This window comes from Stenotrophomonas sp. DR822 (genome assembly GCF_019793815.1).
GTDB classification, from domain to species: Bacteria; Pseudomonadota; Gammaproteobacteria; order Xanthomonadales; family Xanthomonadaceae; genus Stenotrophomonas; species Stenotrophomonas indicatrix.
The window spans coordinates 683404-709982 of record NZ_CP081826.1; the positions used below are offsets into that span (position 1 = coordinate 683404).

Annotated in this window: 22 protein-coding genes; 10 read left to right on the top strand and 12 right to left on the bottom strand. The window is 67.9% G+C overall.

From position 1 onward, the window contains the following. Positions 1–71 precede the first annotated feature (71 nt). Positions 72–914 (bottom strand): LytTR family DNA-binding domain-containing protein, encoded by an 843-nt coding sequence (locus tag K5K93_RS03130; RefSeq protein ID WP_222390956.1) that lies wholly within the window; start codon positions 912–914, stop codon positions 72–74. Positions 915–1111: 197 nt separating this feature from the next. On the opposite strand from K5K93_RS03130, the gene K5K93_RS03135 reads away from it, so the two are divergent. After that, complete coding sequence (locus K5K93_RS03135) at positions 1112–2401, top strand: acyltransferase family protein (protein ID WP_222389732.1); 1290 nt, start codon at positions 1112–1114, stop codon at positions 2399–2401. On the opposite strand, the gene K5K93_RS03140 is transcribed toward K5K93_RS03135, so the two are convergent. Further along, complete coding sequence (locus K5K93_RS03140) at positions 2340–5249, bottom strand: VIT domain-containing protein (RefSeq protein ID WP_222389734.1); 2910 nt, start codon at positions 5247–5249, stop codon at positions 2340–2342. The two genes, K5K93_RS03135 and K5K93_RS03140, sit on opposite strands and share 62 nt — an antisense overlap. 133 nt (positions 5250–5382) lie before the next feature. Here K5K93_RS03140 and K5K93_RS03145 point away from each other — a divergent pair, with 133 nt between their 5' ends. Next, on the top strand, positions 5383–6444 hold the full coding sequence (locus K5K93_RS03145) for a DUF1176 domain-containing protein (protein ID WP_222389735.1): 1062 nt from the start codon (positions 5383–5385) through the stop codon (positions 6442–6444). A gap of 40 nt (positions 6445–6484) precedes the next feature. Here K5K93_RS03145 and recJ read toward each other — a convergent pair whose 3' ends face one another. Further along, on the bottom strand, positions 6485–8242 hold the full coding sequence (gene recJ, locus K5K93_RS03150; RefSeq protein ID WP_222389736.1) for a single-stranded-DNA-specific exonuclease RecJ: 1758 nt from the start codon (positions 8240–8242) through the stop codon (positions 6485–6487). Between the two features lie 121 nt (positions 8243–8363). Between recJ and K5K93_RS03155 the strand changes: the two genes are divergently transcribed. Together K5K93_RS03155 and K5K93_RS03160 are read left to right on the top strand one after the other, a co-directional pair. After that, entirely contained in the window at positions 8364–9407 is a 1044-nt protein-coding gene (locus K5K93_RS03155; protein ID WP_222389737.1) for a DUF1176 domain-containing protein, read from the top strand. A 17-nt stretch (positions 9408–9424) separates the two neighbouring features. Next, positions 9425–10474: a DUF1176 domain-containing protein gene (locus K5K93_RS03160; RefSeq protein WP_222389739.1), complete on the top strand. Its 1050-nt coding sequence runs from the start codon at positions 9425–9427 to the stop codon at positions 10472–10474. A gap of 34 nt (positions 10475–10508) precedes the next feature. On the opposite strand, the gene K5K93_RS03165 is transcribed toward K5K93_RS03160, so the two are convergent. From K5K93_RS03165 to dapB, 6 genes are all read right to left on the bottom strand, one after another. Next, on the bottom strand, positions 10509–11429 hold the full coding sequence (locus K5K93_RS03165; protein WP_222389741.1) for a phosphoglycerate mutase: 921 nt from the start codon (positions 11427–11429) through the stop codon (positions 10509–10511). Positions 11430–11432: 3 nt separating this feature from the next. Next, positions 11433–11909, bottom strand: a complete 477-nt coding sequence (gene greA, locus K5K93_RS03170; protein ID WP_049464691.1) for a transcription elongation factor GreA — start codon at positions 11907–11909, stop codon at positions 11433–11435. After that, positions 11906–15148, bottom strand: coding sequence for a carbamoyl-phosphate synthase large subunit (gene carB / locus K5K93_RS03175; protein WP_222389743.1), 3243 nt, complete (start codon positions 15146–15148; stop codon positions 11906–11908). Before carB ends, greA begins: the two co-directional genes overlap by 4 nt. 54 nt (positions 15149–15202) lie before the next feature. Then, positions 15203–15751, bottom strand: a complete 549-nt coding sequence (locus K5K93_RS03180) for a hypothetical protein (protein ID WP_222389744.1) — start codon at positions 15749–15751, stop codon at positions 15203–15205. Next, complete coding sequence (gene carA / locus K5K93_RS03185; RefSeq protein WP_093819617.1) at positions 15751–16881, bottom strand: glutamine-hydrolyzing carbamoyl-phosphate synthase small subunit; 1131 nt, start codon at positions 16879–16881, stop codon at positions 15751–15753. The genes K5K93_RS03180 and carA overlap by 1 nt, the downstream gene beginning before the upstream one ends. A 289-nt stretch (positions 16882–17170) precedes the next feature. After that, positions 17171–17899 (bottom strand): 4-hydroxy-tetrahydrodipicolinate reductase, encoded by a 729-nt coding sequence (gene dapB, locus K5K93_RS03190; protein ID WP_222389745.1) that lies wholly within the window; start codon positions 17897–17899, stop codon positions 17171–17173. A gap of 159 nt (positions 17900–18058) precedes the next feature. Between dapB and K5K93_RS03195 the strand changes: the two genes are divergently transcribed. After that, a complete protein-coding gene (locus tag K5K93_RS03195; RefSeq protein WP_222389746.1) occupies positions 18059–18454 on the top strand; it encodes a MerR family transcriptional regulator in 396 nt (131 codons plus the stop codon). A gap of 55 nt (positions 18455–18509) precedes the next feature. Continuing rightward, positions 18510–19091, top strand: a complete 582-nt coding sequence (locus K5K93_RS03200) for an NAD(P)H-dependent oxidoreductase (protein ID WP_222389747.1) — start codon at positions 18510–18512, stop codon at positions 19089–19091. 184 nt (positions 19092–19275) lie between these two features. Here the strand turns inward: K5K93_RS03200 and K5K93_RS03205 are convergent, their stop codons facing one another. From K5K93_RS03205 to K5K93_RS03215, 3 genes are read right to left on the bottom strand one after another with little or no spacing between them, the layout of a single operon-like run. Continuing rightward, positions 19276–19530 carry a DUF6587 family protein gene (locus K5K93_RS03205; protein WP_025874739.1) on the bottom strand — a complete coding sequence of 85 codons (255 nt, stop codon included), beginning with the start codon at positions 19528–19530 and terminating at the stop codon, positions 19276–19278. Next, entirely contained in the window at positions 19530–21392 is a 1863-nt protein-coding gene (gene feoB, locus K5K93_RS03210; protein WP_222389749.1) for a ferrous iron transport protein B, read from the bottom strand. Before feoB ends, K5K93_RS03205 begins: the two co-directional genes overlap by 1 nt. After that, a complete protein-coding gene (locus K5K93_RS03215) occupies positions 21389–21643 on the bottom strand; it encodes a FeoA family protein (protein ID WP_222389751.1) in 255 nt (84 codons plus the stop codon). The genes feoB and K5K93_RS03215 overlap by 4 nt, the downstream gene beginning before the upstream one ends. Before the next feature lie 120 nt (positions 21644–21763). Between K5K93_RS03215 and K5K93_RS03220 the strand changes: the two genes are divergently transcribed. The 4 genes from K5K93_RS03220 (at position 21764) to K5K93_RS03235 (ending at position 26575) form a co-directional block, all read left to right on the top strand. Continuing rightward, a complete protein-coding gene (locus K5K93_RS03220; RefSeq protein WP_222389753.1) occupies positions 21764–22552 on the top strand; it encodes an enoyl-CoA hydratase-related protein in 789 nt (262 codons plus the stop codon). Position 22553: 1 nt separating this feature from the next. After that, positions 22554–22940: a VOC family protein gene (locus K5K93_RS03225; protein WP_222389755.1), complete on the top strand. Its 387-nt coding sequence runs from the start codon at positions 22554–22556 to the stop codon at positions 22938–22940. Between the two features lie 171 nt (positions 22941–23111). Further along, the gene (locus K5K93_RS03230) at positions 23112–24005 is read left to right on the top strand and encodes a hydroxymethylglutaryl-CoA lyase (protein WP_080148851.1); all 894 of its coding nucleotides are present in this window, start codon (positions 23112–23114) and stop codon (positions 24003–24005) included. Beyond that, positions 24002–26575: an EAL domain-containing protein gene (locus K5K93_RS03235; protein WP_222389756.1), complete on the top strand. Its 2574-nt coding sequence runs from the start codon at positions 24002–24004 to the stop codon at positions 26573–26575. The genes K5K93_RS03230 and K5K93_RS03235 overlap by 4 nt, the downstream gene beginning before the upstream one ends. The last annotated feature ends 4 nt before the right edge of the window (positions 26576–26579 follow it).

The following is a 26579-nucleotide window of genomic DNA, read 5'->3' on the forward strand; positions in this document are numbered from 1 at the left end:
AAAGATGACTGTAAATGATACCGCAGGCCGGGGTGAACCGGCGCAGAAGCCGGTCCCGCCCTGCCACGCCCCTACCCGCCCAAGGCCTGGCGCAGCAGCGGCAGCTGCCGCCGGCTGCAGGGCACCTTGGCCCCATCGGCCATGTGCAGCAAGGCCTCGCCGCCATCCAGCGGCTCGATCGAGCGCAGCTGGCCGCGGTTGACCAGCCAACTGCGGTGGCTGCGCAGGAACAGGACCGGGTCCAGTCGCGCTTCCAGCACCGCCATGGTGATCCGCAGCGGGTAGTCATGGCCGCGCACCCGCAGGTTCACGTAGTTGCCGGCGGCCTGGGCGTACTCGACATCGGCCGTGGCCACCAGGAACTCCTTGCCCAGCTTGCGCACCAGGAAGTGGTCGGGGCGATCAACCGGCTCCACCGGTGGGCCCTCGTCGGGTGCGGCCAGCAGGGTCGCTTCACCCTGGCGGCGGCGGCCGAACCAGGCCAGGGCATGGACTGCCGAGACCAGCAGCGCATAGGTCTGGATGTCCTTGAAGAATTCATAGAACCATTGCGCCGGCCAGTCTCCGAACGTGTAGTGGCCGCCAAGCAGGGCGTGCGCGCCCTTGCGCAGCAGCACCATCCCGCTCACGTGCAGCAGCCACCACGCGACCGCACCCAGCAGGTACGGCATCAGTCGCTGCCGCCAGGTGTCAGCGTGCAGCGGCCAACGCGAGGCGGCGCGGATCAACAACGCCAGCAGCAGCAAGGACACCAGCGCACTGCTGAACTCGTCGATCGTGGCCGCCATCCATTGGGAGGGCAGCCCATCGCGCGCCGCCATCATGGCCTTGGCCAGCACATTGGCCGCCGCCGTCCCCAGGAACAGTACGACCCAGAACACGGCTGCCTGCCGCCCTTGCCTGCCGTTGCCCATCGATTCGCCACGCACGTCCGGGTCCTGCTGGTTGTAGTCATCCATCACTGGATTATCGCCAACCACAGCCCCGCTGACGTACGCCATTCGTCCCCCCGCCCCGCCATTGGGCCCTGCAGGGCATCCAACCGCCCCTTCCTGCTGGCGACAGCCCACAAGGATTTCCACTCTGCGAGGACGCCAACACGGATACCGCCATGACCCGCCGCCACGACCTCGACACCCTGCGTATCGGTGCCTTCGGGCTGTTGATCCTCTACCACGTGGCCATGGCCTACGTGGCCGGATGGGACTTCCACCTCAAGAGCGTCCACACCGCGGAGTGGCTGCAATGGCCGATGATCGCGCTGAATCGTTGGCGCATGCCGCTGCTGTTTGCCATCTCCGGCATCGCGCTGGGCCTGTGCCTGCCCGCGCAGGGCCGTTGGCGGTTCGCGTTGCGGCGCGGCGGGCGGCTGTTGTTGCCACTGTTGTTCGGCATCGTCGCGGTCGTTTCGCTGCAGGCCTACTGTGAAGCGGTGGACAAGGGCGACGTCACGCCAGGGCTCGGCGCATTCCTGTGGCGCTACTGGCAGTTCCGGCCGTGGCCGGGCGCCAGCTTCACCGGTGCCGCCTATGGCTTCACCTGGAACCACCTGTGGTACCTGGCCTATCTGATCCCTTACACGCTGCTGGCGATCCTGTTGGCCAGCCTAGTGCGGCCGCTGCGCCACCGACTGCCGGGCCTGCCTACGGGCGACCGCCGGGTGGCCACGCTGTGCCTGCTGCTGCCGGTGCTGTGGCTGGCATGGGCGCTGCTGGTGATCCTGCCCGCCCACCCGCCAACCCATGCGCTGGTCGATGACCTGTACGTCCACGCCGAATCGCTGCCCCTGTTCCTCGGCGGCTTCCTCGCCGCGCGCTGGCAGCGTGGCTGGGATCTGCTGGTGCGCGGCCGTCGGTTGACCCTGGTGCTGGCCGTTGTCGGGCTGACTGTCGAACTGGGCATCCGCGCGTTGGGGCGGATGCCCGACCTCGGCGATCTGCCGCAGTGGGTGCTGGCGCTGCCGTGGGCGCAGACCGAGCGCGTTGGCCGAGCGCTGTACACCTGGTGTTCCCTGCTGGCGCTCTTCGGCTGGGCGCAGGTCCTGCTGGCGCGGCCATGGCGTGGCCTGGGCTACTGCCGCGAGGCGGTGTTCAGCTGGTACATCCTGCACCAGACCGTGCTGATCGTGCTGTTGTACTGGTTGCGGCCCTTGCAGCTGGGTGCATGGCTGGAGCCGGCGCTGGTGATTGTCGGCACCGTCGCCGGCTGCCTGCTGATCCACGAACTGCTGGTGCGCCGTGTGCGCTGGCTGCGGCCGCTGTTCGGGTTGCGTGCTGATCGCAACGACGCAGTGAGCATCACGCAGGACCACAGCGCCGGCCGCCGGGCATGGCCCGGCGCTACCGCACCTCGAACTCGCCAACCAGCACCGTCTCGGCACGATCCTTCAGCCGCATCGTGATCATCTGGTCCTTCTGCTTCGGCGTGCCCCAATGGGTGGTCAGGCGCAGCATCAGCGTCGTCGCACCGGTCACCAGCTGCTGGCGGCTGCCGAAGTAGTTTGCCTCCACCTTGTACTTGCCCGGCTTGGCGTTGCGCAGCGAGAACTGTTCCGGACCATAGCCACCGGTGAAGTCCTGCGACATCTGCCCACCCTGGTAGGTCAGGCGGTTGCCGTAGTACGCACGCTCGCCGTTCGGGTCGGTGACCCACAGATCCATGTCGCTGTTGTCGGCATCCCAGGCCAGCACCACGCGCAGGTCCAGTGGCATCGCCTGCAGCAGGCGCGGGTCGATGCCGGTGGTATCCAGGCGCGGCTTGCTGCCGGCCACCAGGGTGGTCAGTTCATCCAGGGCGATCAGCGCGATGCCGTCGAAACGACCATCCCACGGCCGCACGACCACCTGGTACAGCGGCGCCAGCGCCTGCTGCGGCTTGCCGGCTGCGGCCAGCGCCAGGCCAAGATCACGGAAGCTCTGCGGTTCCTCCTGGCCCATCGCCAGCACCTGCTCGAACACCGGCACCGCCAGTGCGGGTGCATCGGCCTGCAGCAGGCGATAGCCGAGAACGCGCAGCAGATGGCGGTTGTCCAGCTCCATCTCAGCCAGGTTGGACAGCACGCGCAGGGCAAGATCGCGCTGCCCCTGTTCGATCAACAGATCGGCCACGTCGAGGAAGAACGCGCTGCTGCTGGCATTCGCAGCGCGCTCGGCCAGATAGCGGTCGTACAGCTGCGACGACGGCCCCTGGCGCAGGCGGCGGGCAACCGGCGAATCCGATTGCCAGGCAGCCAACCTGATGCCCAGCTGACCGTCATTGGCGGCGGCCGGTGCATTGGACGCCGTGGGCTCGATGGCAACGGCATCCATCGCGGCCTCCAGGCCCGCAGGTGCCTGCCGCGGCGGCGATCGACGGGCGCGCGCGCTGCTGGACTCCGCCCGCTGCTCGGCAGCAACGGCCATCGGTGCTGGCGCGGGAGGAGGCGCGGCGAGCATCGCCACCGGGGCAGCCGCGTACGCGTCCTGACCGACCACTTCCAGCGACTTCGCCTGCACGCGCATGCCCTTCGGCCAACGGCGGCTCCACCATTGCTGGCGCTGCTGCCACTGCGCCACCACCTTGTCCAGGCGCTGACGGTCGGCGGCATCGCGATCTGCAACCTGGCGTGCGAAGCGCTGGTCATACTGGGCGCGCAAGGCACCTGCGGGGCGGATCGCGTAGCGCAGGTAGTCGTCCAGCGTTTCCAGCACGATCAGTGAAGTGTCCGGGCCCACCAGGCTGAACTGCTGCGACAGGCGCTGCATCGCCTCGCGATTGCCGCGCCGATCGGTCGACAACTGCTGCAGGCGTGCCTGTGCCCACAGGCCGGCCAGCAGATCGCCATCGGCGCTGGTGGAGCTCTCCGGCAGTGCCTGCCATTGCCCACCGGCAATGCGCACCCGCATCGGCACACCTTCGGCCGCCAACCGCGCATGCAACCACAGCCAGCCCTGGGCCTGGCTGCGGCGGTCGACCACCACGTCCTGCACGCCACGGCCGGCATCGATCTGGACATCCAGCGGCATTGACAGCAGCTCCCGTGCAGCGGCATCGATATCGCTGCCGAGCGCCACGAAACTGCCCGCATGCGCCTCGCTCCAACCGCGCAGGCGGGCGGCATCGGTGCGTGCGCCGGCACTGCTGACCGCAAACAGGCGCTGATCGGCAGCCAACGCCGGCAGTGCTTCCGGCCCATAGGTCAGCAGGCCGTCGCTGACCATCAGGTACTCCTTCACCGAGGGCTGCGGCTGCCACTGCGCCAGCGCGCTGGCACCATCCGGCTGCACCGCCATCAACGCGCGCCGCAGTTCACTCCAGTCACCGCTGCGGATACGGAAATGACGCACGGGCTCGGCGCGATCACGCAGCACGGTCAGCGCGACGTTGCCCTCGCCCATCACAGCGAAGTAGCGATCCAGCAGGGCGAACTCGCGGGTACGGTCGCGCTGGCCTGCGGAGCCCGAGCCGTCCCACAGCAGGCCCACCTCCGATGGCACACGGCGCGGCGCGGCCGACGTCGGCACCGGCAGCTGCGCCAACAGGTAGTGACCGTCCTGCCAGCGCGCAACCTGCACCTGTGCCTTGCGCTCGGCCGGCAGCGTCCATTGCAGCTGGGCCGGCAACTGCGCGCCACGTCCTTGCCAGTGCAGGCGGCCATCGGCGATGCGGAACGGCGCGCTTCCTGCCTCAGCCCCCTTCGGTGCCCGCACGTCCAGTTCGACGGCTGCGGCGCCGGCGACGAACTGCAGCGGCAGTGTCCAACGCCAGCCCTGCCCGGCATATGCCAGCGGCTCGCGTACGACCAACTGTACGCGGCGGCCGCCGCCGGCCGGCAGTGGATACACGCGCAGCCGGAACTGGTTGCCGGCGGTCTGCTCCAGCAGGCCCGGATCGACGCCACGCCGGGCGATCTCCTCGAACACCTCACGACCGCGGTCCTTGGGCACCGGTACTGCCTCGCGCAACTCGCCGTTGATGTCCAAGGCGAAACCGGTGATCTGCTGGCCCTCGGCCAACGGGAACTGCAGCTCGCCCTCCAGCACGCGCTGGTTGGGGTTATGGAACTCCAGGGTGATACGGGTCTGGGCGATACCGGCCTGGACCTCGCCTTCGATGCGCGCCTGTCGCAGCTGCACGGGCTGTTCCGCCGCGGGTGCAATCAGCAACGGTGTGGACGTCATCGGCGGTGCCGGACGCCGCGACGCCTGGGGCAGTGCCGGCCAGCTTGCCAGGGCCAACAGCAGTACGGTGCAGCAACGGGCGAAGACCATGACAGGACTCCAATGGGATCGTGACTGCTTGAACGCACCAACCGGGTGGACGGGGTTAACGTGATTCGATGCTGGTTCTTCGCTGCCCCTGGGCGCACCATGTGCGACTTCCCGATCCCGTGCAAGGATGCCCATGCGTTCTCCCCTGCTTCCCACCCTGCTTCCCACCCTGCTGGCCCTGTGCTGGCCGTTGGCCGCCAGCGCCGTCGATGCGCCTGCAGGCCTCTATTTCCAGCATCACGACTGGGTCGTGGCCTGCGACAACACGCGTACGTGCCGCGCGGCCGGCTACGCCAGTGGCGATGACAGCACCCTGAGCGTGCTGCTGACCCGGGCGGGCGGCCCCAATCAGGCCATCAGCGGTCGGATGTCGTTGCAGCCGATCGATGACCAGCCGCAGCCGAAGGGCGCGCTGCACCTGCGCATCCAGCAGCGTGACCTCGGTGTGCTGGCGCCGGCCACGGAGCCGGGTGTCCACGTGCTCAGCGCGGCACAGACCAGCGCAGTGCTGTCCGCGCTGGCGCGCGATGGTGGCATCGCGGTTGTCGATGCCGCCGATCACACGTGGCCGCTGTCGGACAAGGGCGCAGCGGCTGTGCTGTTGAAGACCGATGAGTTCCAGGGCCGTGTCGGCACGCCGGGCGCGGTGATGCGCAAGGGTGCCGCCGCCGAAAGCAGCGTGCCTGCCGCCGTTGCCAAACCCGTGGTGCGCAAGGCACCGACGCTGTCGACGCCACCGGACGACCCGGCGTTTTCCAAGCTGGCTGCCTCGCCGGCGCTGCGTGCGGCGCTGCGCGCCACTCTGGAAGAACCCAGCTGCGAAGGCCTGCTCGACACCGACCCGGATCTTTCGATCAGCAATTCACCACTGCAGATCCAGCGCCTGGACGCCAAGCATCTGCTGGTCAACGTCCCCTGCTGGCGCGCGGCCTACAACTCCGGTGATGGTTACTGGGTCATCGGTGAGAAAGCGCCCTATCAGCCGCAGTGGGTGACCAGCGACGCGATCGACTACGGCGACGGGCAGATCGTCGCCTCGCACAAGGGCCGCGGCCTGGCTGACTGCGTGTCGGATGAAACGTGGACCTGGGATGGCACCCGCTTCGTCGCGACCTCGGCGATCAGTGGCGGCCTGTGCCGCGGCGTTCCCGGGGGTACCTGGGAACTGCCGACGCGGGTGACCGAGGTCCGCTGACCCTTTCGAAGCGGTAGCGACGGGCCATGCCCGGCATGGACTACGCCGGCAGGCAGTGCTCGACGATCAGCTGGATCGCGGCGCCACCACGATAGTCGTCGCAGGCGAGCCGGTAGGCGAGATGCACGTGGCGACCGGGTGCATTGCCGTGCCAGCCGCCGAAATGGATCGCGTTGATCGTGCCGGGTACGCCGGGCAGGCGCAGTTCCAGCTTCAGGTGGCGTTCCTTCAGCACGCGCCAGTTGGCCACTTCGAAGTGGCCATCGAACAGCGGCTCGGGAAAGCCCTGCCCCCATGGACCCGCCAAACGCAGCGCATCGGCATGGCGATGATCGAGTTCATCCGCGGCCAGTTCGCCGTCGCTGAGCACCTGCTGCTGCAGTGCAGCCGGGTCGAGCATTTCCAGCACGATGGCGACGAACGCGGCTTCGAAGGTGGCCAGATGATCCAGACGCATGCTCAACCCGGCGGCCATCGCGTGACCGCCGAAGCGCTCGATCAAGCCGGGATGGCGTGCATCGACCAGCGCCAGCGCATCACGGATATGCAGTCCGGCGATCGAACGCGCTGAACCGCGCAGGGTGTCGGCGCCCGGCTCGGCCGGCGCGAACGCGATCACCGGCCGATGCAGGCGATCCTTCATCTTTGAAGCAACCAGGCCAACCACGCCGGGGTGCCAATCAGCATCGAACAGGCAGGCCGCCACCGGACGCTGCCCTGCGGTATCGAGCACCACCCGCGACAGCGCGTGTTCGGCGTCATCGGTCATCGACTGCTGGACCGCACGCCGCTCGGCGTTGATCTGTTCCAGCGTCTGCGCGATGTCGCGGGCCTGCCGCGGATCTTCGGTGAGCAGCAGGGCAATGCCCAATGCCATGTCTTCCAACCGACCGGCCGCATTCAAGCGCGGGCCAAGCCCGAAGCCGATGTCGGTGGCGGTCAGGCGTGCGGCGTCGCGACCACTGGCTTCGATCAGTGCCTTCAGGCCGACGCAGCCTTGGCCATTGCGCAGCCGGCGCAATCCCGCGCTGACCAAGGCGCGATTGTTGGCATCCAACGCCACCAGATCGGCCACGGTACCCACCGCCACCAGGTCCAGCAGCGTGGTCAGGTCCGGCCCTTTGCCATCGGCAAATACCCCCGCTTCGCGCATCTGCCGGCGCAGCGCCATCAGCACGTAGAAGATCACGCCGACACCGGCCAGCGCCTTGCTGGGGAAGGCGTCGCCGTCGAGGTTGGGGTCGACGATGACATCGGCCGGTGGCAGCTGTGGACCGGGCAGATGGTGATCGGTCACCAGCACCTGCCAGCCACGCGCCTTGGCCGCGGTCACGCCGGCATGGCAGGCAATGCCGTGGTCGACGGTGACCAGCAGATCCGGCTGCAGCGCAGCCAGCTCGTCCACCAGTGACGGCGACAGACCATAGCCGTGCACCATGCGGTTGGGCACTGCGTGGAAGACATGTTGCGCGCCCAGCATGCGCAGCCCACGCACACCGACCGCGCAGGCGGTGGCGCCGTCGCAGTCGAAATCACCGACTACCAGGATGCGTTTGTCGGCGGCGATGGCTTGCACCAGCAGGTCCACTGCCGCGTCGATGCCGGTCAGCAGTTCCGGCGCATGCAGGTTGCCGAGCTTGGGCAGGGCCAGCTCCGGCGTGTGCGCACCACGTGCGGCATACAGGCGGGCCAGCAGCGGCAGCGTGCCCTCCGGCCAGCTACCGGGCACGACCGCATCGCGACGGCGGATCATCGGCGTATCGGAAGACGGCAGCACAGCATCGGCGGCAAGGGACATCGGCATCGCCGGGTTGCGGAAGACCCGCGCATGATACCCCGCTCGGCTCGCCAGGCTCTTCCGGGCTTGGCGCAGGCGTGGCGATCGCCCATGCTTGTTCGCTTCTGAAACGGAATTCGCCATGTACCGCCTGCTGTCCGTACTGCTTGCCAGCCTCCTGCTGCCACTTGCTTCCCAGGCCGCAAACACGCCGCCAACCCCCGGTATCGAGTTCGTACACCACGACTGGTTTCTGGCCTGCGACAACACCGGCACCTGCCGTGCAGCCGGCTACAGCCCTGAAAAGGCGAACAGCCTGCTGGGCCTGATGCTGGAACGTGCCGGCGGCCCCGGCACGGCAGTGAAGGCACGGCTGCGGGTCGGTGAGGATGGCGAAAGTGCAGTGCCTGAAGGTTCAATGCGCCTGCACGTGAACGGCCGTGATCTGGGCCCAGTGCAGGACACCGGGGCCGACGAGGCAGTGATGCTGCGGCCGGCGCAGGTAGAAGGCCTGCTGGCCGCCCTGCCCGGCCAGGCCCGTATCGAGGTGATCGACAGCAGGGGCACGCGCTGGCCGATTTCCGATCGTGGTGCCGCCGCGGTGCTGCTGAAAATGGACGAGGTCCAAGGGCGCGTGGGCACGCCCGGTGCGCTGGTACGCCGCGGCACGCGTGCCGAAGCGAGCGTGCCCGCCGCAGTGGCCAAGCCGGTGATCGTGCGCGGTGTGCTGGCGGCCGGCCGCCCTGGCGATAGCGAGCTGGGCAGCAGCGAAGCGCTGCGCGACGCGCTGATTGCCACCCTCGGCGACAACGACGACTGTCCGCGCCTGATCGAGTACAAGGGAACACCGGAAATGGTGATCGAGCGGTTGGATGACCGCCATGTGCTGGTGCAGGCGTTGTGCCAGATGGGTGCCTACAACTACAGCAATGGCTTCTGGATCGCGCGCGATCAGCCGCCGTTCGCACCTGAGACAGTCACGTTGGAGGCAGAAGGCTTCTCGCACTCCGATCGCATGGTGTACGCGCGCTACAAGGGCCGCGGCATCGGCGACTGCGTTTCCGGCTGGGACTGGGCCTGGGATGGCCGCAGATTCCAGCCAAGCAGTGCGTTCAGTACCGGTCTGTGTCGTGGCGTGGCGGGCGGACACTGGACGCTGCCGACGCTGGTCAGCACGGTCCGCTGACCCGGAAAGCCTGGAACATGACTACGCTTCGATTTCCTCTACTGGCGCTGGCGTCACTGACGCTGGCACCTGTCAGCTTCGCCGGCACGCCTGCGCAGTTCACGTTCCTTCAACAGAACGGGCACCTGGCATGCGATAACACAGGCACCTGCCGGATGGTGGCGTTCGGCCCACCGGCCGCGTTGATGCTGGGCGTGCTCATCGAGCGTGCCGCTGGACCAGACACCCCCGTGGCGGCGCGATTGTCGCTGGCTGATGGCAGTGACGGCGCGCCCCGCAGCCCGCGGGTGCATCCAGAGGGCCGGCTGCGGCTGCATGTGGATGGCGCAGACCTGGGTGATATCGGCCCGGTGGATGCGCTTGAGGCCGGCCTGGCTCTGGCACCACCACATGCACAGGCGCTGCTGGATGCACTGGGGCGCGGGCGGCCGGTCAGGATGACCGACACGGCGGGCCAGGCATGGCCATTGGCAGAGCGCGGTAATGCCGCACTGCTGCTGAAGATGGACGAGGTACAGGGCCGCTTGCACACCCCCAGGGCGTTGGTAGGCAAGGGTTTGCGGCCGGAATCGCAGGTGCCGGTCGCACGGCTGGCACCTCGCCTGGTGCCGCCACCACTGCTGGTTGAAGCCCACGACGAGGATGCCGCGCTGGCCGAACGTGACGATCTACTGCAAGCGCTGTTGCCGCGCGCCGAGGCCGGCGCGGGTTGCGCTGCGGCCTCTTCCCGCCACGTACGCATCGAGCGGATCGATGCAACGCATGTGCTGGCGATGTTGAACTGCACGACCGGCCGCTACATCCGGCCAGCCGGCAGCTGGGTGATCCGCGACCGAACGCCCTTCACGCCCGTGCTGATCACCGCATCGACGCTGTTTCCGCTCTACCCGCATGCCGTGTTCCTTGAAGAAGGCGTTGCAAGCGCTACGGACCGCTGCGGGACAGACAGGCATTGGGCGTGGGATGGAACCCGCCTGGTGCTGGCGGCAACCTTCGTCGGCCGGCACTGCCTGGGCGCCGGTCAGCGCCACTGGCAACTGCCGACCTACGTTACGGAATCACGCTAGCAGCCGCCGGGCATGGCCCGGCGCTACCACCGCCTCAGGCGTCGTGCAGCTGCCGAGGCTTCTTCCAGAACTGCCAGCGCTGGCCGCGATCCAGCTGGAACTGCAGGCCGTCCTCGAAATCCAGCATCAGCCGCTGCAGCTCGCCACGCTTGAGCGCGGCAAGCAGCGGCCGGATTGCATCATTGCCCAGCTGCTGAAGCGAGCGCAGCTGGCGCAGGTCGACCAATGCATCGACCGACTGCTCACCATCCACCGCAACGCCTGCGGCCTGGGCCAGGCCCTGCAGCAGCGCATCGCGGCTGCGAACCTGCGCGTGCGGCGTAGCCACCGATACGGGCATCACGCCACCACCCCAGAACCACAGCGAATTGATCGGCTGCTGGCCCTGCGCGGCGCGCTGCTGGTTCCACGAGTGGGTGTGCAGCAGCACCTGCGCTTCGGTCATCAGTGCGCGCCAGCGGCGGCCCGCCTCGCCCGGCGGCAGGTGCGAGAACAGGTCATCGCCCAGCACCTCGTCGGGGCTGTCGAACTCCGGCAGTTCAGTACCGATGGGCAGGCGCAGGTACCAGCGTGACGGATCGGGTGCATCCAGCACGAACCCTGCATCCGCAAACAGCGGCTGCAGCACGGGCAGCAACGCCAGCGTATCGGCCAGGCCGGGCCGCAGCGTTTCGCCGTGGCCCATCATCCGCGCGCCATGCATGTCCGGCACCATGCAGGCCGGATCGGCACGCAGCCAGCAGGCGCCGGCGGCGTCGCCGACGTCACGCTGGCGGGTCAACGCGGCCACCGGCCAGTGCGGCGCGGCCACCGTGAAGTGGCGCAGCAGCTGCGCGCGTTCACCGGCGTCGCCCTGCGAGGTGGTGGCGCGGCCCAGGGCACGCGCCACGTCATCCGGCAATGCAGCCACCGCAAAGCGGCTGCGTGCCGGCAACAGCAGGGTCGCCGTCGCCACTGATCAGTCCTGGTAGCTGACGCTGACGATTTCGTACTCGCGCTGGCCGGCCGGCGCATCGATAACGATCGAGTCACCTTCCAGCTTGCCGATCATCGCGCGGGCCACCGGCGAGGAAATGGCGATCAGGCCCTGCTTGATGTCCGCTTCCAGGTCGCCAACGATCTGGTACTTCTTCTCTTCGTCGGTTTCCACGTCGGCCAGGGTCACGCTGGCGCCGAACACCACCTTGGAGCCTGCATTGAGCTTGCTCACGTCGATGATCTCGGCGTGCGACAGCTCGCCTTCCAGCTGCTTGATGCGGCCTTCGATGAAGCCCTGTTCCTCGCGCGCGGCGTGGTACTCGGCGTTCTCCTTCAGGTCGCCGTGCTCACGCGCCTCGGCGATCGCGGCGATCACCTTCGGGCGCTTGACCGACTTCAGGTGATCCAGTTCGTCGCGCAGCCGCTGCGCGCCCTTCATCGTGATCGGTGCTCTCATGCGTTCAACTCCTTGTGCAGTTCCTGCAGCGACCAGACCGGGCCGGTACCGCGGAATTCCAGTGAATCCACCAGCGCCTTGGCACCGGCAATGGTGGTCGAATAGGTGACGCGGTGCTGCAGTGCCTCGCGACGGATCGAGAACGAGTCGTTGATCGCGGCACGGCCTTCGGTCGTGTTGACGATATAGACGATCTCGCCGTTCTTGATCGAATCGACGATGTGCGGGCGACCCTCGACCACCTTGTTGATGATCTCGCAGTCCATGCCGTGCTGCTGCAGCCACGCTGCGGTGCCACGGGTGGCAACCAGGCTGTAGCCACGCGCCAGCAGCGCCTTGGCCACCGGCAGCACGCGCTTCTTGTCCGGGTCGCGCACCGACACGAACGCCTTGCCCACCGGCGGCGCCTTGATGCCACCGGCTTCCTGCGCACGCGCGAACGCGGCGTTGAAGCTGCGGCCCACGCCCATCACCTCACCGGTGGAGCGCATCTCCGGCCCGAGGATCGGATCAACACCCTGGAACTTGGCGAACGGGAAGATCGCTTCCTTCACCGAGTAATAGTCCGGCACGATTTCCTTGGTAGCGCCCTGCTCTTCCAGGGTCTTGCCGGCCATGCAGCGCGCCGCGATCTTGGCCAGCGGCATGCCGGTGGCCTTGGACACGAACGGCACGGTGCGCGAGGCACGCGGGTTCACTTCCAGCAGGAAGATGGTGTCGTTGCCATCCTCATCGGTCTGGATCGCGAACTGGGTGTTCATCAGGCCCACCACATTCAAGGCCTTGGCCAGCTCAACCACCTGGCGACGCAGCTCGGCCTGGGTTTCAGCCGACAGCGAGTACGGCGGCAGCGAGCAGGAGGAGTCGCCCGAGTGCACGCCAGCCTCTTCGATGTGCTCCATCACGCCACCGATCAGGACGTTGCCCTGGGCGTCGGCGATGATGTCCACGTCGCACTCGACGGCGTTGTCGAGGAAGCGGTCCAGCAGCACCGGCGAATCGTTGGACACCTTCACTGCATCACGCACGTAGCGCGCCAGGTCGGATTCGCCATAGACGATTTCCATCGCACGGCCACCCAGCACGTAGCTCGGGCGCACCACCAGCGGGTAGCCGATCTCGCGCGCCAGCAGCAGGGCTTCCTGGTCGTTGCGGGCGATGCGGTTCGGCGGCTGCTTCAGGCCCAGCTGTTCCACCAGCTGCTGGAAGCGCTCGCGGTCTTCGGCCAGGTCGATGGAGTCCGGCGAGGTGCCGATCACCGGCACGCCGTTTGCTTCCAGCGCGCGTGCCAGCTTCAGCGGGGTCTGGCCGCCGTACTGCACGATCACGCCCTTGGGCTGCTCCAGCTCGACGATTTCCAGCACGTCTTCCAGGGTCAGCGGTTCGAAGTACAGGCGGTCGGAGGTGTCGTAGTCGGTCGACACGGTTTCCGGGTTGCAGTTGACCATGATGGTTTCATAGCCATCCTCGCGCAGCGCCAGTGCCGCGTGCACGCAGCAGTAGTCGAACTCGATGCCCTGGCCGATGCGGTTGGGGCCACCGCCGAGGATCATGATCTTGTCGCGGTTGCTCGGTGCCGCCTCGCACTCGTCCTCGTAGGTCGAGTACAGGTAGGCGGTGCTGGTGGAGAACTCGGCGGCACAGGAGTCCACCCGCTTGTACACCGGGCGCACCTTGTGCGCGCGACGCAGCGCACGCACCGCCGCTTCATTGGTGCCGGTCAGCTGGGCCAGGCGGGCATCGGAGAAGCCGGCGCGCTTGAGCTTGCGCAGGCGCGCCGCATCCAGGGCGTCGATGCCATCGGCCGCGACCTGGGTCTCGGCGGCGATGATTTCTTCGATCTGGTCCAGGAACCACGGATCGATATAGGACAGCTTGAAGATGTCCTCCACGCTCATGCCGGCACGGAACGCATCGGCGACGTAGAACAGGCGCTCCGGGCCCGGCGCCTTCAGCTCGCGGCGCAGGGTCTGCAGGTCGTCTTCGTTGGCCAGGTCCAGGCCGGTCGGGTCGAAGCCGACCTTGCCGGTTTCCAGGCCACGCAGGGCCTTCTGCATCGATTCCTGGAAGGTGCGGCCCATCGCCATCACTTCGCCCACCGACTTCATCTGGGTGGTCAGGCGTGCATCGGCGGCCGGGAACTTCTCGAACGCAAAGCGCGGGATCTTGGTGACGACGTAGTCGATGGACGGCTCGAACGAGGCCGGGGTCAGGCCGCCGGTGATTTCGTTCTTCAGTTCGTCCAGGGTGTAGCCCACGGCCAGCTTGGCGGCGACCTTGGCGATCGGGAAGCCGGTGGCCTTGGAGGCCAGCGCCGAGGAACGCGACACACGCGGGTTCATCTCGATCACCACCACGCGGCCGGTGTCCGGGTTGATGCCGAACTGCACGTTCGAACCACCGGTATCCACGCCGATCTTGCGCAGCACGGCGATGGAGGCATCGCGCAGGCGCTGGTATTCCTTGTCGGTCAGGGTCTGCGCCGGGGCCACAGTGATCGAGTCACCGGTGTGCACGCCCATCGGGTCCAGGTTCTCGATCGAGCAGACGATGATGCAGTTGTCCGCGGTATCGCGGACCACTTCCATCTCGAATTCCTTCCAGCCCAGCACCGACTCTTCGACCAGCACTTCGGTGGTCGGCGACAGTTCCAGGCCGCGGTTGACGATCTCGATCAGCTCTTCGCGGTTGTAGGCGATACCGCCGCCACTGCCGCCCAGGGTGAAGCTGGGGCGGATGATGGTTGGATAGCCGACGCGGGTCTGGATCTCCAGCGCTTCGTCCAGGGTATGGGCGACGGCAGCGGTCGGGCACTCCAGGCCGATCTCGCTCATCGCCACGCGGAACAGTTCGCGGTCTTCGGCCATGCGGATCGCATCGCGCTTGGCGCCGATCAGCTCGACGTTGTACTTCTCCAGCACGCCGTGGTCGGCCAGGTCCAGCGCGCAGTTCAGCGCGGTCTGGCCACCCATGGTCGGCAGCAGCGCGTCGGGCTTTTCCTTGGCGATGATCTTCTCGACCGTCTGCCAGTTGATCGGCTCGATGTAGACGGCATCGGCCATCTCCGGGTCGGTCATGATCGTGGCCGGATTGCTGTTGACCAGCACCACGCGATAGCCCTCGTCTCGCAGGGCCTTGCAGGCCTGGGCGCCGGAGTAGTCGAACTCACAGGCCTGGCCGATGACGATCGGGCCGGCACCGATGATGAGGATGGTCTTGAGGTCAGTGCGCTTGGGCATTTTCTTCTCTAGGTCAGTACAGCGTGACAAGGGGGAGTGATCGCACGCTGTCGATCAGGAAATCTCTTCGGGTTTCAGCGCAATCCCGCACTGGTCCTGCAATCCCTGGCTCAGTTTCACCGCGTATTCGTCAGGGACGCTCATTGCATCGAAACCCGCATCCAGGCGCTTGAAGGACGTACTGCCGAGAAAGGCGTCGAATCCGGCGGCGTACGCCTCGTCGTTGACGTTGACCGACGCGTCCGCTGCCGACTCCGGGAGCGCTCGGGTGAGGATCAGGTAACCCTTTCCGGACGGTGTGGCCAGGAAGCGCGACCAGTCCGCAACGACCACGTCACCGTCCTCGCCAAGGCTGTTGATCAACGACTGGCGCGCATGAACGTAGAAGAACGACTGGATGGAGGTGCGGGCGCATTGGCGATCGCTTTCGGCCAGCGCTTTGAGCGTTGGCACCTCCTCGACCAGCATCGTCGCCGACGACGCACCGGTCGAGTCCTTCTTCAACGTGTGCAGCAGCGCGTCCATGTCCGCAGCGGACGCCGGCGCAGCCTGTGCCGCACCCGCGGCGCAGCACAGCGACAGCAGCAGAGCGGCGCTGCGCATCAAGCCTTGGCCTCGGCCATCAGGGTCACGAAACGATCGAACAGCGGACCGACGTCATGCGGGCCCGGCGAGGCTTCCGGGTGGCCCTGGAAAGAGAAGGCCGGCACGTCGGTGCGGGCGATGCCCTGGTTGGTGCCGTCGAACAGCGAACGGTGGGTCACCCGCAGGGTGGCCGGCAGGGTCGCTTCATCGACCGCGAAGCCGTGGTTCTGCGAGGTGATCATCACCCGGCCGCTGTCCAGGTCCTGCACCGGGTGGTTAGCACCGTGGTGGCCATGGCCCATCTTGATCGTCTTCGCGCCCGAGGCCAGGCCCAGCAGCTGATGGCCCAGGCAGATGCCGAAGGTCGGGATCTTCACGTCGATGAAGGTCTTGATCGCGGCGATCGCGTAGTCGCACGGTTCCGGGTCACCCGGGCCGTTGGACAGGAACACGCCATCCGGCTTCAGCGCCAGCACTTCAGCGGCCGGGGTCTGCGCCGGCACCACGGTGACCTCACAGCCGCGCTCGGCCAGCATGCGCAGGATGTTGGTCTTCACGCCGAAGTCGTACGCCACGACCTTGTACTGGGCCGGCACGCTGACGAAGGCGTTGGCATCCAGGTCCAGCTGGCCCTCGGTCCAGACGTAGGTCTTGTCAGTACTAACGACCTTGGCCAGATCCATGCCCTTCAGCCCTGGGAACTTGCGGGCCGCTTCCAGCGCCTTTTCCACGTCGATGCCGTCGCCGGCCATCAGCGCGCCGTTCTGGGCACCCTTCTCGCGCAGGATGCGGGTCAGCTTGCGGGTGTCGATGCCGGCGATTGCGACCACGCCACGCTGGATCAGCCAGTCCTGCAGCGACACCTGGCTGCGCCAGCTGCTCGGCCGGCGCGGTACATCGCGCACGATCAGGCCGGCCGACCACACCTTGGACGCTTCATCGTCCTGGTCGGTCATGCCGGTGTTGCCAATGTGCGGATAGGTCAGCGTGACCATCTGCCGGGCGTAGGACGGGTCGGTCAACACTTCCTGGTAGCCGGTCATGGCGGTGTTGAACACCACTTCACCGACGGACAGGCCGGGCGCGCCTACGGATTCGCCCTCGAATACGGTGCCGTCTTCGAGGACGAGGATTGCGGCTTGGGTCACGGAATTCTCACTTTGGCTACCGAGGGGGTGCCGAAGTCACGCCTGCGCTTCACGGAAATCCGGTTGCAAAAAAGCGCGGACGTACGGTCTGGGACCGGTCCGGCTTTCGTGATTCGGCGAGTGCGAATTGTAGCGGTGCCGGGGCGCTCGCGCCAGCGGTTATCGCCATTCATGAACAGGCGATTGCGCATTCATTTCAATCCGGAGGCGTATGCAGGCACCCAAGGGTAGCGCCGGGCCATGCCCGGCGGATCTGCCACCGACGCCGGGCATGGCCCGGCGCTACCGTTTACAGGGGGCCGTCCAGCAGGTCGCGTACCCGGTAGCTGCCAGCCGCCCGGCCCTGCAGCTGGCGAGCGGCAAACAGCGCCCCGCGGGCAAAGATGTCGCGGTTGGTAGCCCGGTGCACCAGCTCGATGCGTTCGCCCAGGCCGGTGAACTGCACCAGATGCTCGCCGACGATGTCTCCGGCGCGCAGGCTGGCGTACAGCGGCTCGGCCCCGCCCCGCTGCGCCGCGGCACCCAGGGTCAACGCCGTGCCCGAGGGAGCGTCCTTCTTCTGCGTATGGTGCGACTCGACGATGTCGCAGTTCCAGCCGGCCAGCGCCTGCGCTGCACGTTCCACCAGCTCATCGAGCACCGCCACGCCCAGGCTGAAGTTCGACGCCCACACCAGCGGGATCTTCGCCGCCGCTGCTTCCAGTGCCTGGCGCTGCACACTGGAAATACCGGTGGTGCCCGATACCAGTCCCGCACCGCGCTCCACGCACAGTGCCAGCAGCGCATCGAAGCCCTCGGGCAGGCTGAAGTCGATCGCCACATCGAACACCGGCGCCCCCGGCAACTCGCTGGCCGCGAAGAACGGCACGCCGTCGATCACCCGCTGCGCCGGCGCGCGGCCGGTCACCGCAGCGACGATCTGCAGGGAATCAGGATGTTCGGCGGCCAGCCGCAACAGGGCCTGGCCCATGCGCCCAGAGGCGCCGTGAATAAGCAATCGCAGGGGAGTCTGGTTCATGCACGCAGGCTAGCGGCAGCACGCATGGTCCGGCAAGCACTGTCGCTGCTACGCTGCGTGCCCCTTCAAGCGCTGGCCCGCACCTCATGCACCTTTGCAAACCGCCCGCGCCAAGCGCTGACGCCATCATGCCGCCTGCGCGGATGCAGGGCTGAAACGGTGCGCATTTCCGAAGTCGCCCGCCGTACTGGCGCCAGCGCCAAGGCCATCCGCCTGTACGAGGCACGCGGCCTGCTGCCGCCAGTGCCGCGCCTGAACCGCTATCGCGACTACAGCGAGCAGGACGTGGCCTGGGTGCAGCTGATCCGGCAGGCACTGGGGCTGGGCATCGGATTGGCCGCCATCACCCGCCTGCAGCGTGGCGACGGCCAGCTGGACTGGCCAGCCGTGCTCGCCCTGCTGGAACGCCAGCGCACTGCGATTGCCGCCGAGCGCGAGCGGCTTGCCCGCGTCGAGGTCGAACTGCAGCAGGTGGCTGACGAGCTGCGGCAATGGCTGCAGCAGGGCGATGGCACCTGCGTGCTGGCTCCCGCTGACTGCCCTGGCGGGGTTTGACTCTGCCCTTGGGGCATAGCGCAACGTTGGATGCTTTCCAGCCCCCGAGACTGCCGTGCCCCGCTCCATCCTGATCCTGCTTGGCCATCCCGACCGCGACAGCCTGTGCGGCGCCCTCGCCCAGCGCTACGCGACCGCCGCCCGCAACGCCGGCCACCGCGTGCACATGATCGCCCTGGGTGAACTGCAGTTCGACCCGGTGCTGCGCCACGGCTATCGCCAGATCCAGCCACTGGAAACCGACCTGCAGGATGCAGCAGACGCGATCCAGGCCTGCGACCACCTGGTGCTGGTCTACCCGACGTGGTGGGGCGCGATGCCGGCACTGCTGAAGGGCTTCTTCGATCGTGTGCTGCTGCCGGGCTTCGCCTTCCGCTACCGGCGCGATTCGGTGTGGTGGGACCGGCTGCTGGCGGGGCGCAGCGCGCGGGTCATCACCACGCTGGATACGCCGCCCTGGTACTACCGCTGGATCTACCGCGATCCGGGCATTACCCAGATCCGCGCCACCATCATTGAGTTCTGCGGCATCCGCCCGGTGCGGGTCAGCCGGCTGGGCCCGGTGCGCAGCAGCACGCCCGGCCAGCGCGAACGCTGGCTTGCCCTGGCTGCGGAGCTGGGTGAGCGCGCACGTTGACGCATCGCGGCGAACCTGTCACCCCACCCTGCCTGCAACGTAGATCCACGCCCTGCGTGGATGTTCAATTCCGACACCGCTGGAGGGCAGCGCTGGGGATGGGTAGATCCACGCCATGCGTGGATGATCAATCTGCAGTGCAGACCAAGGGCCGCACCCACCAGGGCAGGGCCCAGACGCCTCTCTAGTGCTGCTTCGGCGGTGTCGGTCCGCAGCTGTCGCAGCCACCGCACGCCCCGCCACCGCCAGTGGCCGGCGGCGCGATCTTCCGGCCCAGCGCCTGCAGCCAGGCCGCGCGGCCCGGCTTCAGCAGGGCCAGTGCCAGCGCGCCTCGCAGCTTGCGCACGGTGCCGGGCGCCTGCTTCTTCAGCACCACCCATGCGCTGACCAGCACGGCCACGGCGATGATCAGGTACTGCACCAGCAGGCCGGCGTCCATCAACCGCCTCCCAGCGCCACGGTCACCTGGTAGGTGATCAGCGCGGCCACGTACGCTGCGGCGAACAGGTAGAACGCCGCAAAGCCCATCTGCTTCCACGAGTTGGTCTCGCGCTTGATGGTGGCCAGCGTCGAGATGCACATCGGTGCGTAGATGAACCACACCAGCAGGGCCAGGCCGGTAGCCAGCGACCAGCCATCAGCCACCACCGGCGACAGTGCGGAGATCGCCGCATCGTCATCGGCAGCCGACAGCGCATACACCGTCGCCAGCGAGGACACCGCTACTTCGCGCGCGGCCAGACCCGGAATCAGCGCGATGCAGATCTGCCAGTTGAAGCCCAGCGGCGCGAAGATCGCGGTCATCGCGTGGCCGATCTGGCCGGCGTAGCTGTAGTCGATGGCCGGCATCGTCGCGTCGGCGGGCGCGCCCGGGAACGACAGCAGGAACCACAGCAGGATGGTCAGCGCCAGGATGATGCCGCCGACGCGCTTGAGGAAGATCATGCCGCGCTCGTACAGGCCGACGGCGAGGTCGCGCGGATGCGGAATGCGGTACGACGGCAGCTCCAGCATCAGCGGGTGCTCGCTCTTGTCGCGGCGCCACTTCTTCATCACCCACGACATCACCAGCGCGCTGAGGATGCCGGCCACGTACAGGCCGAACAACACCAGGCCCTGCTGGTTGAAGATGCCGATCCTGCCGGCCGGTATGAACGCACCGATCAGCAGCGCATACACCGGCAGCCTTGCCGAGCAGGTCATCAGCGGTGCCACCAGGATCGTGGCCAGGCGGTCACGCGGGTCCTGGATGCTGCGGGTGGCCATGATGCCCGGCACGGCGCAGGCAAAGCTGGACAGCAGCGGGATGAACGACCGCCCCGACAGGCCGGCCGCCGCCATCATGCGGTCCAGCAGGAACGCGGCGCGTGGCAGGTAACCGGATTCCTCCAGCGCCAGGATGAAGGCGAACAGGATCAGGATCTGCGGCAGGAATACCACCACGCCGCCCAGGCCGGCGATGATGCCGTCGGTCAGCAGGCTGGTCAGCGGACCTGCCGGCAGCACGCTGGCGGCCAGTTCACCCAGCCAGGCAAAGCCGGCCTCGATGCCATCCATCAGCGGCGTGGCCCAAGCGAACACCGCCTGGAAGATCAGGAACATCACCACCACCAGCGTGATCAGGCCGAACACCGGATGCAGCAGCCAGCGGTCCAGCGTATCGTCGATCTTCGCCGTCCGTGCCGGCATCCGCACGGCTGCGGCCAGGATCGCGCGCACCTGCGCGTGGTAGTCCGCGCCGCTCTCAACGCCGGCCAGCGGCGCATCCAGGTGCGGCACCATCGCATCCAGGCGTTCCACCAGTGCACGCGCGCCCTGCTTGCGTACCGCCACGGTTTCCACCACCGGCACACCAATCTGGCGCTCCAGCGCGGCCACATCGATCTGGATGCCGCGGCGCTGCGCGGCGTCGACCATGTTCAGGGCGATGATCATCGGCTTGCCCAGCTCGCGCAGTTCCAGGGCGAAGCGCAGGTGCAGGCGCAGGTTGGTGGCGTCGATCACGCACAGAAGGACGTCCGGCGCGGCCTCACCCGGGTAGAACCCCCGGCACAGGTCGCGGGTGATCGCCTCGTCCAGGCTGGCCGGCTGCAGGCTGTAGGCGCCCGGCAGGTCCAGCACGGCGAACTCGCGGCCGGACGGCGCACGCAGGCGGCCTTCCTTGCGCTCAACGGTGACGCCGGTGTAGTTGGCGACCTTCTGCCGGCTGCCGGTCAGCTGGTTGAACAGCGCGGTCTTGCCGCTGTTGGGGTTGCCGACCAGCGCGATGCGCAGCGGGGCGGCGGTTGCGGTGGCGCTCATGCACGTCCCTCCTGGCTGGCCGGGTCGATGAGCACGCGCCGGGCCTCACTGATACGCAGCGCGAAACGGGTGAACCCGACCTGCACCAGCAGCGGCTCGCCACCAACCGGGCCTCGCGCCACCAGGCGCACTTCCTCGCCCTTGACGAAGCCCAGCTCGCGCAGGCGCCGGGCGATGGCATCGTTGGCATGCAGGTCCTGCACGGAATCGACCACGGCCGAGGCGTGCAGGGGCAGTTCGGACAGCGTCATCTAGCGTGTTCTCTGCTGGATGTAAATGGTTCTCGATTCTAACATTCCCGCGTCGCGTCATGGCCCATGACCAATGGCCCGCTATGATCCATACAGGTATGGAGCAACCCCCGGAATCCCATGAACGATGCTTTGCAGATCGAGCGCAACGGCGCTGTCCTGACCCTCTGGCTGAACCGGCCGGAGCTGCACAACGCCTTTGACGCCGGCCTGATCGCCCGGCTGACCGCAGCCCTGGAAGCGGCCGGACGCGATGACACCGTGCGCACGGTGGTGGTGGCCGGCCACGGCGCCTCCTTCTCCGCCGGTGCCGACATGCAGTGGATGCGCGGCATGGCCTCTGCCAGCGAGGCGGACAACCGTGACGACGCCCTGGCCCTGGCCCGGCTGATGCGCACCCTGGACGAACTGCCCAAGCCCACCCTCGCCCGCGTCCACGGCGCCGCCTTTGGTGGTGGCGTCGGCCTGGTGGCCTGCTGCGATATCGCCATCGCCACTACCGCCGCCCGCTTCGGCCTGACCGAAAGCCGCCTGGGCCTGCTGCCGGCAGTGATCTCGCCCTATGTGATCGAGGCCATCGGCAGCCGCCAGTCCCGCCGCTGGTTCGCCACCGGCGAGCACTTCGACGCCGACACCGCCCTGCGCATCGGCCTGATCCACCAGCTGGTGGAGCCCGAACGCCTCGACGAGGCGGTGCAGCGACAGCTGGCCCTGCTCGACAAGGCCGGGCCGATCGCCTCGGCTTCGGCCAAGCTGCTGGTCCGGCAGGTTCGCAACGCCCATGATCGCGACAGCCTGGACCGTGACAACGCCGCCCTGATCGCCCGCCTGCGGGTATCGGCCGAAGGCCAGGAAGGCCTGGGCGCCTTCCTCGACAAACGCGCGCCGCACTGGGTCACGGAGGCCTGACATGCTCGACCATATCGGCTTGAACAGCGGCGACCTGCCGCGCAGCAGGGCCTTTTTCCAGCAGGCGTTGGCGCCGTTGCAGATCGGCGTGGTGATGGAGGTCAGCGCCGAACAGACCGGGGCCCACGACCACGTGGGTTTCGGCAACCACGGCAAGCCGTTCTTCTGGCTGGGCAATGCAACGCCGCTCAGCCAGGGCGTGCACGTGGCCTTTGTCTGCGCCGAGCGCGCCCAGGTTGATGCCTTCCACGCCGCCGCGCTGGCCGCAGGGGCACGCGACAATGGTGCGCCCGGCCTGCGTCCCTGGTACCACCCGGACTATTACGCTGCCTTCGTGATCGACCCCGATGGCAACAACATCGAGGCGGTCTGCCACCTGCCCGGGTAGACACCTGCGTCGCCACCAGACGCAGGCGTGGCCGCTTGTGCGACCGGCCTGCGTATCTCATCTGGCAGCCTGGCGAAGACCGGGCCGCCCCCGTTTCCCAGGAACCGCCGTGACCCCAGCCGATCCCATCCGCCCTGCCCTTCCCGTCCCGCCCGCCGCAGGGGTGCCCCGGTGAGCGATTTCGTCCGTATCGTCGAGGTTGGCCCGCGCGATGGGCTGCAGAACGAAAAGCAGGCCGTGGCCACCGCCGACAAGATCGCCCTGATCGATCGCCTGTCGGCCACCGGCCTGCGCACCATTGAGGCCACCAGCTTCGTCAGCCCACGCTGGGTCCCGCAACTGGCCGATGCTGCCGAGGTCTATGCCGGCATCCAGCGCCGCCCGGGCATCGCCTATCCGGTGCTGGTGCCGAACGAACAGGGCTACGACCGTGCGCGCGCCGTCGGCGTGCAGGAAATCGCGGTATTCACCGCTGCATCGGAAGCCTTCAACCGCACCAACACCAACGCCGGCATCGATGAATCGCTGGCCCGCTTCGAGCCGATCCTGCGCCGCGCGGCCGCCGACGGCGTGCGCGTGCGTGGCTACGTCTCCACCGTGCTCGGCTGCCCGTATCAGGGCGAGGTGCCGCTGGCCGATGTGGTGCGCGTGGCCCGCGCCCTGCACCAGATGGGGTGCTATGAGATCTCGCTGGGCGACACCATCGGCGTCGGCACGCCGCGCAAGGCCCGCGCCATGCTGCAGGCGGTGGCTGCCGAGATCCCGATGAGCGCACTGGCCGTGCACTTCCACGATACCTACGGCCAGGCCATCGCCAACATCGCCGCCTGCCTGGAAGAAGGCGTGCGCGTGGTCGACAGTGCGGTGTCCGGCGCCGGCGGCTGCCCGTACGCGAAGGGCGCCAGCGGCAACGTGGCCAGCGAGGACGTGGTGTACCTGCTGCAGGGCCTGGGCCTGGAGTGCGGGGTCGACCTGCCGTCGCTGGCCGAGACCGGCCGCTGGCTGGCCGGACTGCTCGGCCGCGCGACCGCCAGCCGCGTCGGGCAGGCGCTGGCAGCGACATGAACGACAGCGGCCCGCGCGACCGCCCGGCCATCGGCGATACACCCGCCGCAACCGACGTCGCGCTGGCCGCTCTGGACGCGGCGCTGGCTGCTTCGCCTCCGCCGGCCCAGGCCAGGCTGCTGCGCCAGGCACGGCAGGCGCTGGCCGATGCGCAGCAGCGCGAACTGGATACCCAGGCACGCTATGCCGCGTTGTTCGACGCCGTGCCCGACCCGGTCAGCATCCTCAGCGCCGAAGGCGTGGTGCTGGACGTCAACCGCGCCGGCATCCTCGCCTACGACCGCCCGCGCGAGGACATCGTCGGCCAGCCGATCGAACTGCTCAATCCCGACCTGCCCAGCGACCATCTGCAACCGGTGTGGGAAGCGTTGAACCGCGGCGACACCTACGTCATCGAAGTGACCAACATGCGCGGTGATGGCAGCCGCTTTCCGGTGGAAGTGCACTCGGCCGGATTCCAGGACCGCGGCCAACCCTGCATCGTCGCCGTCGCCCGCGACCTGAGCGGGCGCTGGCGCGCAGAGTCGCGCTATCGCCTGTTGATGGAATCGATCGACAAGGGCGTGATCCTGTTCGACCGCGACCTGCGCGTGCTGTCGGCCAACCCGGCCGCACACCGCATCCTCGGCCTCACCGGTGGCGGCGTGGGCTTGAACGCGATGCTCGATCCCGAAGCGTGGATCATCGTCGACGAGCATGGCCACCCGTTGACCCAGTCACAGTGGCCGACCAGCCGCTGTTTCCAGGCCGGGCGGGTGATCCGCAGCACCATCATCGGCCTGTACCACCGCCCGCGCGGACGCATGCTGTGGCTGTCCACCACCAACGTGCCGGTGTTCGGCAACGGCTGCGACCAGGCCGACCATGTCTATGCGATGTTCAGTGACATCACCGAACTGAAGCGCAACAACACCCTGTTCGCGCGCGCGCAGTCACTGGCCCATATCGGCGGTTGGGAGTGGGATCGCGGCCTGCAGCGCCTGTACCTCACCGACGAAGCGCGGCGCATCGTCGGCCAGCCGGCCGACCTGGAGGACATGCCCGACCTGCTGGACTGCCTGCGCAGCGACGACCGCGCCGCCCTGCAGCAGGCGCTGGCCGATACCATCGAACACCGCAGCAGCTTCGGCCTGGAGCTGCAGGGCCAGCGCCGCGATGGCCACTCGTTCTGGATCCGGATGATCGGCGAGGTCTCGGCCGGCGATGTCGATGCCGCACGCATCACCGGCACCGTGCAGGACATCACCGAGCGCAAGCAGGCCGAGGAAACCCTGCGCGTGCAGGCCCGCACCGACCCGCTGACCGGAATCATGAACCGCGATGCGGTGCTGAGCGACCTCGGCGTGCGCATGGACAGCCCCAGCCACGACCGCGTGGCGGTGCTGTACATCGACCTGGACCGCTTCAAGGTGGTCAACGACCTGCTTGGCCACAACGCCGGTGATGAACTGTTGATCGAAGCGACCCGGCGCATCGCCACTGCGATCGGCACCGAAGGCCTGCTTGCGCGCTTTGGCGGCGACGAATTCCTGGTGATCTGCGACCTGCGCGACCAGCAGGACCAGGCCGAGCAGTTGGCCGAGCGCATCACGGCGGCGTTCTCGGCACCGTTCCAGCTGGGCAGCGACGAGTTCCCGGTGACCGCCAGCATCGGCATCGCCCGCGCACCGCGCGATGGCGACCGGCCGCAGCAGCTGATCCAGAACGCCGACACGGCGATGTACGAGTGCAAGCGCCGCACCCGCAACGGTTGGCAGGTGTTTTCCCCGGAACTGGCACAACGCCAGCATGACCGCCTGCAGATCGAAAGCCGGCTGCACAAGGCCCTCGATGGCGACGAGTTCCACCTGGTGTACCAGCCACAGGTCAACCTGCGCAGCGGCGCCACCATCGCCTGCGAGGCGCTGATGCGCTGGCACAATACCCAGCTGGGACCGATGCGCCCGGACCTGTTCATCCGCCACGCCGAGCACACCGGCGACATTGTGCGCATCGGCCAATGGGCGCTGCGCGAAGCGTGCCGGCAGGTGCGGCAATGGCAGGATGACGGGCTCGGGCTGGTGCGGGTGGCGGTCAACGTGTCCTGGCGGCAGTTCGTCGGCGAGGATCTCGCCCGCTGGGTGCGGCAGGTGCTGGATGAGTTCGGCCTGCCCGGCAGCGTGCTGGAGCTGGAGTTCACCGAACGGGTGCTGATCGAGGATGCACCGGACACCCTGCGCACCTTCGCCCGCCTGCGCGAAATGGGGGTGATGCTGACCATCGACGACTTCGGCGAAGGCTACAGCGCCCTGAACTACCTGCGGCGACTGCCCATCCATGGGCTGAAGCTGAGCCAGCTGTTTGTCGAAGGCATTCCCCGCAACCGTTCGGATGTGGCGGTGTGCGAGGCGGTCTGCGCGATCGCGCGCAGCCTGGGCCTGGGCGTGGTCGCCGAAGGCGTGGAAACCGAGCCACAACGGCAGTGCCTGCTCGATTTGGGGGTGACCGTCGGCCAGGGCTTCCTGTTCGCCCATGGCCTGCCCGCCGCCGACTTCGAGCGTCGCCTGCGCCGCGCCCGCGAACTGGGCTGAGGCC